The sequence below is a fragment of the Bacteriovorax sp. Seq25_V genome, assembly GCF_000447795.1.
Lineage (GTDB): Bacteria > Bdellovibrionota > Bacteriovoracia > Bacteriovoracales > Bacteriovoracaceae > Halobacteriovorax_A.
This window is the reverse complement of sequence record NZ_AUNI01000019.1, coordinates 227,763-242,519: the sequence shown is the minus strand read 5'-3', so window position 1 is coordinate 242,519 and position 14,757 is coordinate 227,763. Positions and strand designations below refer to the sequence as shown.

The window sequence follows — 14,757 nt, the reverse complement described above, 5'->3', positions numbered from 1 at the left end:
ACAAAAAAAATTAATCTATTAGCTACTGATTAAACTCTAATGGTCTTTGAGAGTTCTTTGGACATTTGTCTAATCTTTAGACAATCTTTCATGGGCGATTAAGAATTTTTTCGATATTCAAGGAAAACTTTTGGCATTGAAATTGCTGAGTCTTGAATATGAGATTTTATTTATTGCCAGTACTTATAACTATTTATTTTGCTCAATTTGTATCCGCTTCAGGACAGAATGATATTTACTTATCACAGATTGCTGGTGATATAATAGAGAGACTGCCTAGTAAGATGAGTAATTATCTTAGAGAGAGTAATACAAAAATAGTCTCGAAACCACTAGCTCCAATAAGTCATAACTTCTGCAAAAATACTAATGTATCAACTGTTTTTGGTATGACAAAAAAAGGGATTGTATATATAAATTCAAATATTTTTTCCTTACCAAAGGAGAGTTTTGAGAACTGTCGTTATACAGATAGGGAACACCTGCTTACCTCAACACTGGTTCATGAATTAGCACATGTCTATGATTTAAAGTTTCGTGTAAGCTCCATGGACGAATATGTCACTTTAGCATATGCAGAGAAAAGAAATATAAAACACAAGTCAAAAAAGAGAATTTTAGATGTCGAGAAGATTACTCTCCTTAACAAAAATTCATCTCGTTCTCCTGATATATACGAACATGAGAATATAAAAGAAAATTTTGCTGTAAATTTTGAATTCTATTTTTTAGATGAACAATACGCCTGTCACCGCCCCAGTAAGTTTGACTTTTTTTCTAGAGTTTTAGAAGAGGGTAGAGAGAGAAAATATAAGTGCTATTCTGAGGAAATTACAATACCAACTTCACGAGGTTTGGAGACAATAAATATTTCTCCTGACAATGTTAAGGGGGTCTCGTATCTATTCTCAGGGGAAGGTGATGACATAGCTTCAAGTTTTGGACACGCGCAATTATTATTAGAGCTTTGCTCAAATAATAATTGCTCAAAAACAAATAAGTACACATTTAGCTTTGTCGCAGATATTGCAGGGAGTACTTATTCTTTGTACTCTGGCCTAACAGGAAAGTATCAATCAAAGCTTCGAGGAACAGACTACGCACTTACAAAAATTCAGTATAATGTAATCGAACTTAGAGATATCACCGAGTATCCTTTAAAATTGAACAGAACAGAAAAGACAAGGTTGTTAAGATTTCTTTTGGAAAACTTTTGGGAGTATCAGGGAAATTATAAATTTATTACAAATAATTGTTCATCTGAGCTTCTGAGACTTTTCAAGTACGCATTCGATGACAAAAATATTTATGCTCAAAATATCGATACACCAAAGGGGATAACAGAGTTTCTCCTCAAGTTTGGGAGAATTGACAAACGTAATATAACACATATCAGTGGTGATACAGTGCTTTCAAAAGGACTTCGTAAGCTTGGAATCAGAATGGAAGCAAAGAACTACATTGCACTAAAAGCACAAGACAGGGAAGAATTTATTATCAATGCGAAAAAAGAAAATGAGTTGTTCATTCTTCTATTGGCCGAAAACATAGCCCTACTTAAGGCTTCTCAAGACTATTTTAATATCTTAACAAAGCGTAATGATTTATCAGTTGATCTAGAAACTGTCACATTTTCAGATAGGAGAGATAAACGGCGAGGATATGGTATTAAAAAAATTGATTCGAGCCTAAACGAGAGACCTGCGCTAGGACTTGATGAAATACAGGAATTGTATGAGATTGCATTACAACAGGAGCCAAAGTCAATTGAGGCCGTTAATGCTAAAGATGAACTAGATAAAACAAAACAAAATCATTCAACAATTATAAATATGCTTAAAAACTATCAAAGGAGCCACAGATGAAAAAATTATTATTACTTAGCTTAGTTGCGCTAGCGCCTTCTTTTGTTACCGCAAATGAAATTTCACGAGAAGCAACTATAACACCACTAATGTTAACCACATTTTCTTTATCTGGTGGGATTTGCAAAAAGCATAAAGTTTCACCTGAGGTTCAAAAAGAAATGCTCGAGGTATTGGTTTTAAATGATGATTCAAATCTTTCGCCAGAGCTAGAAGATTTAGTTGGTAAGCTGCGTTTAGAGAGTCAAGAATATGAAAACCTAAGTGATTTAGAAGTTCTTAGGGCAGCAGTTACTGAATCGCTAGAAGAATAAAATGTAATACAGTGGGAAGATCACAATATCGCTTTTATAAGTTATTTTGTGATCTTCTTATAATTAAATTTTTCCGAAATCTTATCTATCTGTGACGAAATTTTTCGTTACCTGAGTTATGTTTTTATTCATAGAAGTTTATCGTTAGTGAGATAACGCAGAATCTAAGAGATTGGTCTAACTGAAATAGTAATTGTGTGAACAACAAGCACACAGCAAAGCTAAGCTATGGAGATAAAAAAGATAGAAAATCGAAGTGCGCGGCAACCTTACCCCATATAACGAATATTATATGGGGTGAATTAATTTCCCCTCGTCTAGCTTTTGGGTACACTTTTACTACTCTAATTTTATCTTGAGAAGATCTCGTAATAGGAAAATTGGCAGAGATAATTACTCTCCGCCAATATGTGAAGTCTTAAAATTCTTATAGACCTAATTCTTTCCTAATTTCTGATTCGGAAATTCCTCCATCTAAGGCCTTTTCAATTGCTCCTTCGCAACTAAAAATACTTTCATATTCAGCTTTTAATTCACCGTTAAAATCCGAGATTAGATTTTGTATTTTTTCTTGTCCTGAACTTGAGCAATTGATTTTTACATCTGTCATAAGCGCTGCTCTGTGAACGATCTCACTCATACGACTTTCCCAAGACTCTTTAGCTTCCCTTTCTGATTGAATTTTTGATTGGGCCTCATTAGCTAGATCGTATGCTCTTGAATTAGCAAATGTTACTGCTGAAACTGATGATAGAACTAATGCAATAATTATCTTTTTCATAAAAATCTCCTGGGGGTTCATCTAAAATTTGATGTCTGTCTTTATATTGCCAGAGAATATAAATGAACGGTGAAGATCTTGTAATAGTTTTAGACCTGTCAAAAAAATATACAGAGTAAGTCTAGGAACAATTATGGGGGCCAAGGGATTAAAACTACTTTTAAATCCCCTCGCATTAGTTGATTACTGCTTAAGCTTAATATCTAGCATCTTGACCATTCTTTTAAATGTCGTTTCAGCATCAAAGGCAATTTCGACGGCCTTAAGCCCTTTTAATTTTTGAAGATCAGGAACTGGTATGGCAAAGCGATTACCATTCAAGAATACAATATGAGCGTTATTATTTAAAAGCTCTGGCTTTAGAATACCTTGATCTTCATTTATGAGTTCAGGGAAATGAACCCAGCCAAAAAAGTCTAGCATATCCTTGATCTGAACTTGGAAAGTAGAATCTCTCCTTTCCCCGTTGCCGTAGATATATGAAAGTTTCATATCGAGAATACGTGGAAGAAATCTAAAAAGTGCAGTTTTTCCCTTAGGGTCATCACTTATATACTTTGATGTATTAGGCATTAGGTTTAGTTGTACATTCTCAAACTGCCAATCCCCGATTAGAAACTTCTCAAGATTTTTTTTATTTCGATCATATGACTTTGTGTAACCACACGTGGCCTTGCCTATGGAATATGTTATACCTGACTGCCTTGGTGGCAGTGAAAAATAAGGGGCGATTGTGCGACAAAGTCCTTCATAGGTAAAACTTGAGAACTTATTGGCGTAATAACTTCCCGTTAAGATAACGTCGCCGTCATTGATTGTTTCAACTTTTGGAGAGTTGGCCATAAATGAAAATTGTCCCAACACCTTCATTGCATTAACAAGAATCTCAACTTTTGGAAACTTTAAGTCATATACCTTATTCGCTTCTTCGGCGTCCATTTTCGCATTTTTTTGCATCTTTTGGGCCAACAGAAAAAGATCATCTGTTGGAGTATCATGCATCGATGCCGCCTTAGAAATTGTCGATGAACTTTTTTGAAGCTGCTTGCTCTGATCTATCCACTGAGTGAGATCAATCTGGTCAAGAGTTAAAAGGCGATTGTCTTCTTTGATAAAACAGCTTTCATTATTTCTCAAGCGAGACGCTTCTTTTGGCGAAATAGAAGAGATAAACGCTACCCTATTTTTAAGATCACCGCATTCAATATTTTTTGCACTAATAAGAGCATTTGTTTCATCAATATAAGAGCTTAGTGTTCTTTTAAACGTATTGACGATATCGTCACGATAAGGAAAAAGATGGGTCGCGAGGGCCAGGAACTGTAGGGCCTTAAAAGAGTTTCCAAGCTTGGTATTGGCCTTCGCAATTTTTAAAAGATCCATTGCCGCTTCATAGGCCGCTATCTCATACTGCACAGATCTATTATCCGTAATTTTTGATACGCGATAAACAGACTGAGGGATGTCAATACTGGCTTCCCATTTTGTTAAGGAATTTGCACTCGCATTTTGAAGCGAAAATAAAATTAAACTGCTTAAAAACAGGTTCTTCATGATGATTATCCTATATTCCAACTTTTCTATCTTGGACTTTGAATTTAAAATTTGAAACAAGGCCATCATTGAAGGAAATATCATGATAGCCAGAAAGACAGCTCATACTTCTTTGGTCACATGTAAAGCTTCCTGATTTCTCAGATATTCCATAGAGGTTAAAAACTTCTTTCTTCATTCCATACCAAACCATACGGCGTTGAAGGCGCGAGAGGATATCATGCTGGTCTCTAAACTCCTTTAAAGGGTCATTTAAGGAGATCGTATCAAGCTTAGTTCTTATTGATGTTTCAATGCGTGTAACTTTCGAATTTAAGAAGTTTTTGATGTAGCTTGCTGGAGAGTCAGATACTTTAGAATCTAGCTCACAAGAATCTGACTTATTTGCACCACAATATAATTTGAGATCAATTACAGTGGTGTATTTTTGAATCTTGCCATTCTCCCCTTTTAAGAGAATATTTGTTTTGACTGCAATATTTGTGAGATTTGATTTAATAGAATAAGAGTAATTCTCGGCCATATTGAGTTCATTGTCGTAATGGTCCATTCCATATGGCACAGTCCACTTTCCATATATTTGCTCATATGTTTGGTTATCAATAGTATGTGCGACTTCTGAAACGTACTTACCTTGTTCAACGGCATTGAGAATAAAAGAGATGTCTAAAATTTGAAGTTTCTCTCCAAATAAAAAATTAGTATTGCTTTTTGTGGAATAAATGACCGGCCAATTATCCTTTGCCCCAAATATCTCCTTCCTTATGTGCTCAATTGCAAATTTTAATTTTTCATTTGAATAGGAAATTTGATCATCAGTATTTTTCAGATCGTAGAAAGTTGGGCCACTAGCACAACTTGATAAAAGTAATAAGAAAATAAGAGAAACTAATGAAATTCTCAAAATCAACATCCTTGTGATAAAATTTTCTAGCAAAATTGTATCACACGATTATTTCTTTCAAAATATTTTTTCTTGATTTCGATTATTGATTATCACCCTTGCTTTCCAAGATTAAGTGTCTGAGTAAGAGAAGTAATATTTCCAATCTCATTATATGAGTAATCAAACGTAGAGATTATCTTATCTTGATGATCTAAATTTTCTAATTCCAGTAGCTGATTATTCTTGTCGTATGAGTACTTAGTAATCATATCATTAAAGGAAATATTTTCGATCGGACGACCGATAATATCCCTTCCCCTAATCCAATTAAAAGTTTTTTGTGGCCCTAAAATTGTCACATCACAATTTGTCCACAGCTACTTACTTTTAAGTTTATGTTTGACCATATAAACGACGCAAAATACTGCCAACACGAGGTTAATTCCACCAATACCCATATAGTACAAATTTACTTTTTGTGCATTCTGATCAATGTTCCATAGATATAAATATCCTGGGTAGGTGCTTAATCCTAGAAAAATAAGCACAAGAAATCTTAAAAACCTTAAAAGAGGGCCTTACGTTGGCCCTCAAATACGAAAAAAATTAATTAAATACGACTTTATGTACTTCTGAACAGATCATTTATGTATCAACATGATGTTGCTTTGGTTATGTAAAAGCTTTTTATGCTATTTCCTTCAAAAATTAAATTATATGAACCTGTCACATCAAACCCACCCTTACATTTTGAGCTTTCCTCTTTGTCTACATAATAATATTCCCAATTTGAAGAGCTGTATTTTATACTTGGTTTCCCTAAAAGTTTTTTAACCTTCTCTTTAGTTAGACCGATCCTTATTCCTCTTTTAGTTCCTATTTCAACTTCTAAAGATTTATTAATAAAACAACCTCTTTTATTCTTTTTTAAAGGCTTAAAAACATCTATTCGTGTAATATACTTTCCTCCACCTAGTACACCTGAACTAAACTCCAGTCCTATAATATTTGGATTTATGTAACATACTGAAGTGTAGAACTCTGAAGCATTTCCTGAATTAAATTTATTAATTTTAGCATTCCCTAAATACTCAACAACATCATTAAGAGTTGATTTTTCAACAGTGATTTCTTTAATTGTAAGGTCTTTTTCATCACTCATCTTTGCAATAATTTCTTCGAGTTCAATCTTTTCATCTTTACTATTATAAATGACCCCTTTTCTTCTTAAAGGCATTGCATTTGAACAACTTGAAAAAATGAAAAAAAACACAATAGATAGTTTTATCATGGTACAACCCTTAAAATATTGTCATTACTATTACCTATAGTATTTCTAGCATTTGGTCCAAAAATTGGACATCCTTCAGAAGCATCTTGCTGATTAGGATTATTTGATCCATGAATTATAAACCCTGCCCTACCGAATGTATCTGTATTAGCACTTGGGGTTAATCTCAATGAATTTAACAAGTCCGTTCCTCGATTGGTTCTATTATTTCTCTGAGAGCCAATTGTATATTGTCCTTGGGGAATTGGTCCTAAGTCTCTTAAGTTCTGAGCATTTGATTGATTAACATATCCAGGAGCCCCTGAATAGCCAAAAAAGGTCGTTCCTGGAATTCTAGCGCCACTTTCATCAACCCTATATAGTTCCCCTGTTGATTGAACATAAATCCAGTCTAATCCATCTGGATCAATTCTATTCACAGGATTGTTTCCTGTATAGCGATACAGGTTTGTATCTCCAGCTGCAAACCTAATTGGATCAGGTGTAAGAAATCTTCCCGTCGAACTGTCATAATATCTCGCTCGGTAATACATGTCTCCACTTTCAAGATCCAATTCTCTTCCTGTAAATCCATACGGCGAATCTATCAAATCATCTTTTTCATTCATCTTAGCGATCTTTGTTTCTCCGTAAGCTGAATAACTATAGCGTTGTTGTACTCTTCCTTCATGATCCACAATCTCTCGAATTGAACCAAGATGATCTTTTGTATAAGCATAAGATTCATCGTCTTCAAATAGTTCATTATCATTTTCATCTCGGATCATCATTAAAACATCATCGATTCCTTCTCCATGAACAAATAGTGCTTTAATTTTGTTTTCACCATCGAGTTCTAAAATAATATCTTCTCCGTCGTACACAAATCTTTTTAGATAAGAGTTTTTTGAAGTTTTAAAATCAATATACTGCTTTTCAATTCTTCTGTTAAGGCCATCATATTTAAACTTTAACGACTTACTTGGCAGAGAATTTTCATCGATATCAACTTGTATAAGTTTTCCTAAAGTGCTCCAGCTATAATTATAAACAAGGTTTTTAATCTTGTGTGACTTTTGTATTAAATTTCCATCAAGATCGTAGAAAAAGCTCCACTCAGGTGACTCCAAAAGTTGGTTATTTTCATTGTGTAAATATCCTGCACCAACTCTATTACCAAGAGGATCAATTTATAATTATGGTATTTTGCAGGCCTTCAATAAATATTTCTTAACTCTATTCACTATTTTAAATTTCATTACCACATCAGGATTTCTACGAATTTTTAAATATTATTTATAATTTCTCGATAAGAAGAGTATGAAAGCAAAGCTCATCACTTCCCTATTCCTGACTACTATACTCTCCGTTTCTTACGCTGAAGATAGGTTTGAGTATGACAATAATAACGATGGAAAGATCGATAATATTCTTATCTATGATGATGGCATTCTAGTCGAGCAACAAAACGATAGAAACTATGATGGCGAGTTTGACTATATTGCTAAAAAACAAGATGGTCTTACTGTAATAACTTATGATGACAATTACGATGGCAAGATCGAAAGACAAGAAGAAATCACGTACTCAGGTATCGAAGCTAAAACAAATATAACAAAGTATAAGTATATTGATGGGAAAAAAATTATTTTTGCTAATTACTCTTATGCAACTATTCAAAAATCTGATTGTGGCAAAGAGAATTATATGCGCTCAATCAACTCAATTGAAGACCTACTTGCCGACTTCAAACCGGTTATCAATAAACTAGGAGGAGGCTTTTCTGAAATCACAAAAGGGATTCAAGTTCATGAATCATGTTTTGATAACTTCAGTAAAAAATCTTTTTCTAAGATCACGACAAACGCACTAAGTAAGGGCCTCTCTTGCCTTAAGGACCTAGCAAAGAAGAATCCAAATGAAACACTCAAGAGTGAAATACCAAATCTTTTAAACTTCTTTGATGCTCAACTAAGTGGGAAGAAGAAAAGTGTTTCAATCCTCTGCCATGAAAAGGATGCTCGCTGGAGTGATTCAACAGTGGCCCATGCCTCGACAGCAGAAACTTCTCCCCGTGGACTTGAAGGTATTACTCACCCATTCGTCTCAATAAATCCAAAAATTCATACAAGTATTTTTGGTGCGATTCTCGATGGCCCTCGCGACAAGAACGAAATGGAAGGGATTCTCTTTCATGAAATGATTCACAACTTTGGATACACTCACGGCTCTGGTATTGATATTACGTACGGCTGCGAAACTTGCTGTTTTGGCGAAGATAAGGAGGCCAGGGGTAATGCTTGTAAACTATGCGCAGGAAGCTACAAGTCAGAATTTGACCCGGAGTATATCCATGATCTCGCAAACTATTCAGCAAGCTCGGGTCTTGTTGCTGCAGAGGCCTTCTTCTATGCAAATATTCTAGAAATCGAAAACTCAGCAAAGAATACGCAGTCTCTATTTATTACGCTAGAAAATCGTGGACTCGGAATTCAAAAGGCCATGCTTAACGAGCTTGAAAAGAGAAATATCAAACTCCCAAGTACAAAAAATTTAAAGAAGGCTAGTGAGTACTCTGTTCCAAGTAAAGAAATTGAAAAAAATAATAATCTATTTGCTGGAGCACTGGCCGCTTTGTACATTGATAAAGACATCAATAAGGCAGCTGCAATTCTCTCTAAAGTAAATTCGTTATCAATAAATGAAATTGGCAGTTCTCAGTACGACAGAGCATCTTTTGATGCGAGAAAATTATCACGCGGATTAAACTACTTAAGCTCGCTTATAAAAAATATGGCGACAGATCAAAAGAGTAAAAAAATTCTCAACTCACTCTATTATTCACATCGAGATTCATAAGAAAACCTTAACTTTTTCTATCATATAAGTTAAGGTATAACTAATAAGTGCTTGTTTAAACAATAAACCTAGTTTTTATAGTTTTAATTTATTTAACCAAAATTAACTACCTGCACAATCTTGTTTCTGTTAAGATAATAAGTAATCGGGGATGATATGATGAAAAAAATTATTCTGCTTTCTTTATTTTTTACGACTGTACTTGCTACAGGGAAAATTCAAGCAAGTACAAATAAGAATACTCTAGCGTTCTGCTGGCAAAGTAAAGATAAACAATGGTGGTGTGATGGGCCAGATCAAATACTTTGGAGCTCTGAGGATACACTAAAGAGAGCACTTAAAAGATCAGGTTGTGAATCATATTCAAAGACAATTGCATGGGCCGGTGATTCAAAGCTTGGTCATCTGTTCGTATGCAATAAGAAATACTCAAAATTTGATCGCGATATTAGAGAAAAATATAATATCAAGGGTTACTAAGCGTCTGTTCTCCACGTCGAGATCTTAGAACCCTATCAACAAAAATATCAAAAAAATTCAACATCTGATTTTCTATCTCTTTCCCTTCAAGACTACCAAGCGCTTTTGCAATGGCTTCATACGTACATAAGAAGTCCTCGCCAGGAGATTTTCGAAGTTGGTAATTACTCTTTCCTACATTTGATAAATGATACTTTGGAAGCGCTTTTAAGCACTCCTCACGCTTGTGAAACTTCTTCGCCTTGGACCAACTTCCATCAGGAACAACAAGCACAGCTTTTGAAATATCTCCCTTAAATTCTTCAATTGGTTTTGAGTCCTCTGTAGGAAATAGATAAAGATAGGATTTCTCTTCTTTAACAAACTGCTCACTTGTCATGGGAGAATTAAGATTGCCTCTCTCGATAATCTTACTATTATTTAAAACAAGATTAGCAAAATACGCAGTATTTGATGTTAACCATCTCTCCGTGAAATGCATCACAACGAGAACTTCAACTTTATTATCTAGCTTTGGAATATGAGAACAAAAACAAAGCGGTTTGTTAATGCGACAAACTTCACAACGACCACTGAAAGTTTCTCTACGTGTTTTTTTCATTGAACTTTATTAGATTCATCTTCGGACTCTTCATCAATATCGAGATCGATAAGCTTAGAAGCAAGTTCCTGATTAAGTTTGGAATTACTCAAAGTCCATGGAGCAACAACGCTTAAAAGGTCTTCAAGTACACTATTATTTTGTTCATTCATAAGCTCGTTATGCACTAAATTCTCACCTTAAACAAGCTCTTAAGCGCTACATGGGCGATTTTACACATATCAATGGCACCTTATGGAATACAAGCTTCTGAAATCACATGAGATTTTTTTGCCAATAAGACTAAGGCTATAATCAACTATAGTCGATAAGGATTGTATGAAATATCTAGGCCTTTTATTTATATTCACATCTTTAAACTCCTACTCTGCTCCTTCGGCAGAGGTTTATATGGATTCGTTAAAAGAGTCCAATCCACAGCTCGCAAAAGCACTTCAAATTGATGGTGTCTACGATATATATCAAGGTTGCATGAAGAAACATTCCGCCAATGGCGTGGTTGACGGAAAAAGCTTAATGGACTGCGTGTGGGATGATGTACAGCTCAAGCCTGACTTGAAAGATGCTGTGACCGACAGCTTAAAAAGTGATATTAGCGAAACAAGCAAAGATGGTGTTGCCTCATCTCGATATCAAGAAAAATCGTCCCTCAATTCAACTAAGAGAGAGAAATCATCTGCACTTCAGGCGCTTGAAAAATATCTTCAGAAGCAACTAGAGGATGCTCTTTATGGAGAGCGTATTGCTAATAGCGAAAAACTCCACCAAAGAGAGCGTGCCGCTGATCAGAAAGTTTTCTTTGTACTTTTTGAGTCTCAATTAGGTAAGAATGTTATTAATATACTTTCGAGTTATTGTATTGAAAGTCAGATGATGAATGATAAGTACTTCTTTATTCCAAAATCTCGCATAGAGCAAGAAAAAGTTCGAACCACTAATCTTCAAGGACTAGCAAGTATTAAGACAGATTCACAAGGAAACCAAATTCTTGCATCTGCAGCGACCTGGAATGATTGTGTTGCTACAATTCAGCATCATTGTTATCAGACAGAAGACATTAAAGAGATGGACAAAGATGGTGTATTGAAATCTACAGGTGTTTCTTATTCTAAGACTAAAATGCTTGAAGTATGTCAAAAGAATGATCTGAATTATAAACCGAATAACACAAATAGTATTGCAAAATTCCGAGGTGAAAACTGTACTGAAGCGATTGACTATACAGTGCAAAGAGCCTGCGAAGTTACAGACTATATCTCACGTGCTAGAAAGAGCCTTGATGCAACAGGGAAGCTCATCTCAAAAATGGGAAATATCGATTTAGGGAGAGACCCTACTTCTGTATCTAGCTACAACGAAAAAAATGCAGAGAAGAAAATTGATGAATTAACTTCTTTGACATCAAACCAAATGGTCGAGTCAGGAGCTCTTGAAGCCGCAAAAGACGAGGCTGCTGAATTCGAAACCTGTTTCAAAGATGGTAAAGTACAGGATCCAGAGGCCTGTAAAAGCTTTTTGCAAACTAATCGAGAAGAAAAACTTCAAGAACTTGCCGAATACAAAATTAACTCAGAAGTATCAATCGAAGAAATTGAAAAGTTAACTATTGATGACGAAGAAAAGATACAAAAGATCTTAATGGAAGACGGTTATAGCGAGGATGATGCCAAAAATCTAGCAACGAATCAAGATATCTTAAAAGAGATAAAATCACGCTACAAATCTAAAGAGGAAGCACTTCAACGAAGTGTAATTGATCAAGTCAACAAAATTACCAGTCAAAAAAATGATGAGATTACTGATCTCGATGCGACGGCATTAACAAAAATTGGCGAAGAACTTAAATCTAAAACACAAGACTTTGCTAAACTTGTTCATTACAATAATATTGTTTCCAGTTATTTGACAATTACTAGTGATGACAAAGAGAATGGCAAGGTAACTCGCCAAAACACGGCAATGCTTCAACGGGAGCTTGCAAGTAATGCTTTTAATGATAAGAATCTAAAATCAGCCAATGAAGTTGATTCAGACTTCCAAGGTTCTGGTATTCAATATGATAATCTAGACAGAGCCATTGAAGCGACAGGAGTTAGTCTCGATGCAGGAAATGATGAGACAGCAGATAGTCCAACTGTTAAGTCTGAGGATATTGTTAAAAGTATTCTTGGTTTATTCAGAACCAAAGAATAAAAAGCAAGTAACTTACAATCAAATTTAAACATTAATACCGGAGAGAGTATGAATTATTTTTCAGACGAAAAAGACTGGCAATGGTTAGTTGAAAATGGTTTTGACTGGGACACGATTATCCCACTCTACTACCCTTCATTTCCCACTGAAGATGGTTTTAACAGCAAAGAAGAAGTCCTCGATTTTATCAAAGAACTTCTCACGCAAACTGGAAGTTGGGCCGGCTCAGCGGTTCTCGACCGTGCAGCAAAACTTGATATCAATGGTGCCGGGAGAGTCGTCGACGGACGTGCAATTCCAGGCGAAGAACTCCAGGCTTTCTACAATGAGGCGACTGAACTCCAGGCATTTGGTCTCCCAATCCCTACTGAGTATGGCGGCCTTGGTCTCCCTGTTGGCTCCCTTATGGTGCTTCTTGCACAACTTGCACGCTCATGTATGTCATCTTGTACACAACTGGCCTTCTATACTTCAATTGCAGATATGGTTCATCGCTTTTGTGACGAAGAAACCTCGATGCGCCTGATTCCTCAAATCATGGAAGGAAAACTTTCAGGCTCAATGTGTCTCACTGAACCTGGCTGCGGTTCCGACCTCGGCAATATCAAGACTTCAGCAACCCCACAAGAAGATGGTACTTACCTCCTTAACGGATCAAAGATCTTCATCACAAATGGTGGTGGTGGACTCGGCTTTGTCCTGGCCCGAATCAAGGGAGACAAACCAGGTCTTGAGGGAATCTCGATGTTCCTTTGTGAGCAGGATCTTGGTGATGGCACCCTTAACTACAAGGTCGCCAAGAACGAAGAAAAGATGGGGATGCATGGTTCATTTACATGCGAAATCGTCTACGAAAACTCAAAAGCTAGCCTTATCGGAAAACAGGGAGAGGGCTTCAAGTACATGCTTCACCTCATGAATGAAGCGCGTATCGCTGTAGGTATGCAGGCCCTTGGTGGTATCGAAGGATCACTTTCATACGCTATAAACTACGCTAAAGAACGCGTTCAATTCGACCGTCCCCTCACTGACCTACCGCTAATGAAGCGCAATATTGAAGATCTTGAAACAGAAAGAGACGCCCTTCGCGCCCTCATGGTTGATACAATTTCATACTTCGATATCTACCAACGTCTAGACATGAAAAAGAAGAAAACTGGCGAACTAAATGAAGAAGAAAATCGTCTCTTCAACGACGCCTGGCTTTGGACTCGTAAGCGCACACCGCTTGTAAAATACTACACATGTGAGGCCTATGCGACCATTTCTCAAAAGGCAATTCAAATTCTAGGTGGCTACGGATATATGCAGGAATACCCTGTTGAGCGCTACCACAGAGATAGTTTTGGTCCACTTCTCTATGAGGGAACCAGCCAAATTCAGGCCCTCATGGCACTCAAAGATATCGTGAAATATGCTGCGAAAGACCCGAAGAAATTCTTCCAAACAATCCTCGCAAAGCACCCTTCACTAAACATTATCAGCTCAGAAAACGAGGCCATTAAAGCCTTTAACACTATTCAATATCGCTTTAAGAAGAACACCGTTTCGCTACTTGTAAAATGCCTTAGACCAGAAAGCTACGGCGACATCTTCAATCCTAAGGCCTGGACAGCAGAAACGAATATCGAAGAGCTAATGACTCATGCAGAAACTCTAACTCAGGCTCTTTCATATATGGAAACGCTAAGAGTGCTAGCTATCCACGCACGAAGAGATAACTCGAGAGCGGAGCTTTTTAATCGTTATGCTCGTCTGGTTAAACCAAGACTTGAGGCAATCTATACCGACTGGGAACTCAGGTAACTGTCCCCTTGCAATGGTGTTAGTATTTATCAGCTTCCCCATTGCATCTCACTTTGCCAAAAATCAGAAGGGGCAGTTCCAACTGCCCTTTTCTTTTTAATTTATAATTTGGTGTTTTTTAAAGCTAAATTCGGTATTGAAAGTAATC

Annotated in this window: 14 protein-coding genes; 6 read left to right on the top strand and 8 right to left on the bottom strand. The window is 36.1% G+C overall.

Going from position 1 to position 14,757, the window contains the following annotated elements; genetic code table 11:
- Positions 1-158: 158 nt before the first annotated feature.
- Together M900_RS12530 and M900_RS12525 are read left to right on the top strand one after the other, a co-directional pair.
- Entirely contained in the window at positions 159-1,865 is a 1,707-nt protein-coding gene (locus M900_RS12530) for a DUF4105 domain-containing protein (protein ID WP_034732622.1), read from the top strand.
- The gene (locus M900_RS12525; protein WP_021275250.1) at positions 1,862-2,179 is read left to right on the top strand and encodes a hypothetical protein; all 318 of its coding nucleotides are present in this window, start codon (positions 1,862-1,864) and stop codon (positions 2,177-2,179) included. Before M900_RS12530 ends, M900_RS12525 begins: the two co-directional genes overlap by 4 nt.
- Before the next feature lie 427 nt (positions 2,180-2,606).
- Here the strand turns inward: M900_RS12525 and M900_RS12520 are convergent, their stop codons facing one another.
- From M900_RS12520 to M900_RS12495, 6 genes are all read right to left on the bottom strand, one after another.
- Positions 2,607-2,960, bottom strand: a complete 354-nt coding sequence (locus tag M900_RS12520; protein WP_021275243.1) for a hypothetical protein — start codon at positions 2,958-2,960, stop codon at positions 2,607-2,609.
- A 183-nt stretch (positions 2,961-3,143) separates the two neighbouring features.
- Positions 3,144-4,514 (bottom strand): hypothetical protein, encoded by a 1,371-nt coding sequence (locus M900_RS12515; RefSeq protein WP_034732620.1) that lies wholly within the window; start codon positions 4,512-4,514, stop codon positions 3,144-3,146.
- A gap of 10 nt (positions 4,515-4,524) precedes the next feature.
- Positions 4,525-5,418: a hypothetical protein gene (locus M900_RS12510; RefSeq protein WP_021275218.1), complete on the bottom strand. Its 894-nt coding sequence runs from the start codon at positions 5,416-5,418 to the stop codon at positions 4,525-4,527.
- Between the two features lie 92 nt (positions 5,419-5,510).
- Positions 5,511-5,759 carry a hypothetical protein gene (locus M900_RS12505; RefSeq protein WP_021275106.1) on the bottom strand — a complete coding sequence of 83 codons (249 nt, stop codon included), beginning with the start codon at positions 5,757-5,759 and terminating at the stop codon, positions 5,511-5,513.
- A 293-nt stretch (positions 5,760-6,052) separates the two neighbouring features.
- Entirely contained in the window at positions 6,053-6,691 is a 639-nt protein-coding gene (locus M900_RS12500) for an outer membrane protein assembly factor BamE (RefSeq protein ID WP_021275239.1), read from the bottom strand.
- Positions 6,688-7,800: an RHS repeat-associated core domain-containing protein gene (locus tag M900_RS12495; protein WP_021275039.1), complete on the bottom strand. Its 1,113-nt coding sequence runs from the start codon at positions 7,798-7,800 to the stop codon at positions 6,688-6,690. The genes M900_RS12500 and M900_RS12495 overlap by 4 nt, the downstream gene beginning before the upstream one ends.
- A gap of 190 nt (positions 7,801-7,990) precedes the next feature.
- Here M900_RS12495 and M900_RS12490 point away from each other — a divergent pair, with 190 nt between their 5' ends.
- Entirely contained in the window at positions 7,991-9,529 is a 1,539-nt protein-coding gene (locus M900_RS12490; RefSeq protein ID WP_021275055.1) for a hypothetical protein, read from the top strand.
- Positions 9,530-9,688: 159 nt separating this feature from the next.
- Positions 9,689-10,009 carry a hypothetical protein gene (locus tag M900_RS12485; RefSeq protein ID WP_157680658.1) on the top strand — a complete coding sequence of 107 codons (321 nt, stop codon included), beginning with the start codon at positions 9,689-9,691 and terminating at the stop codon, positions 10,007-10,009.
- Here the strand turns inward: M900_RS12485 and M900_RS12480 are convergent.
- Positions 9,996-10,610 carry a tRNA-uridine aminocarboxypropyltransferase gene (locus M900_RS12480; RefSeq protein ID WP_021275213.1) on the bottom strand — a complete coding sequence of 205 codons (615 nt, stop codon included), beginning with the start codon at positions 10,608-10,610 and terminating at the stop codon, positions 9,996-9,998. The genes M900_RS12485 and M900_RS12480 overlap by 14 nt on opposite strands.
- Positions 10,607-10,762 carry a hypothetical protein gene (locus tag M900_RS17760; RefSeq protein WP_198296014.1) on the bottom strand — a complete coding sequence of 52 codons (156 nt, stop codon included), beginning with the start codon at positions 10,760-10,762 and terminating at the stop codon, positions 10,607-10,609. The genes M900_RS12480 and M900_RS17760 overlap by 4 nt, the downstream gene beginning before the upstream one ends.
- 166 nt (positions 10,763-10,928) lie before the next feature.
- On the opposite strand from M900_RS17760, the gene M900_RS12475 reads away from it, so the two are divergent.
- On the top strand, positions 10,929-12,803 hold the full coding sequence (locus tag M900_RS12475; protein WP_021275240.1) for a hypothetical protein: 1,875 nt from the start codon (positions 10,929-10,931) through the stop codon (positions 12,801-12,803).
- A gap of 48 nt (positions 12,804-12,851) precedes the next feature.
- Complete coding sequence (locus M900_RS12470) at positions 12,852-14,609, top strand: acyl-CoA dehydrogenase family protein (RefSeq protein ID WP_021275150.1); 1,758 nt, start codon at positions 12,852-12,854, stop codon at positions 14,607-14,609.
- Positions 14,610-14,757: the final 148 nt, after the last annotated feature.

Bases quoted from the DNA above. Each gene is read 5' to 3' on its own strand.
- M900_RS12480 (WP_021275213.1), bottom strand. From the start codon at position 10,610: ATGAAAAAAACACGTAGAGAAACTTTCAGTGGTCGTTGTGAAGTTTGT.
- M900_RS12520 (WP_021275243.1), bottom strand. From the start codon at position 2,960: ATGAAAAAGATAATTATTGCATTAGTTCTATCATCAGTTTCAGCAGTA.
- M900_RS12530 (WP_034732622.1), top strand. From the start codon at position 159: ATGAGATTTTATTTATTGCCAGTACTTATAACTATTTATTTTGCTCAA.
- M900_RS12500 (WP_021275239.1), bottom strand. From the start codon at position 6,691: ATGATAAAACTATCTATTGTGTTTTTTTTCATTTTTTCAAGTTGTTCA.
- M900_RS12515 (WP_034732620.1), bottom strand. From the start codon at position 4,514: ATGAAGAACCTGTTTTTAAGCAGTTTAATTTTATTTTCGCTTCAAAAT.
- M900_RS17760 (WP_198296014.1), bottom strand. From the start codon at position 10,762: ATGAATGAACAAAATAATAGTGTACTTGAAGACCTTTTAAGCGTTGTT.
- M900_RS12490 (WP_021275055.1), top strand. From the start codon at position 7,991: ATGAAAGCAAAGCTCATCACTTCCCTATTCCTGACTACTATACTCTCC.
- M900_RS12475 (WP_021275240.1), top strand. From the start codon at position 10,929: ATGAAATATCTAGGCCTTTTATTTATATTCACATCTTTAAACTCCTAC.
- M900_RS12485 (WP_157680658.1), top strand. From the start codon at position 9,689: ATGAAAAAAATTATTCTGCTTTCTTTATTTTTTACGACTGTACTTGCT.
- M900_RS12470 (WP_021275150.1), top strand. From the start codon at position 12,852: ATGAATTATTTTTCAGACGAAAAAGACTGGCAATGGTTAGTTGAAAAT.
- M900_RS12525 (WP_021275250.1), top strand. From the start codon at position 1,862: ATGAAAAAATTATTATTACTTAGCTTAGTTGCGCTAGCGCCTTCTTTT.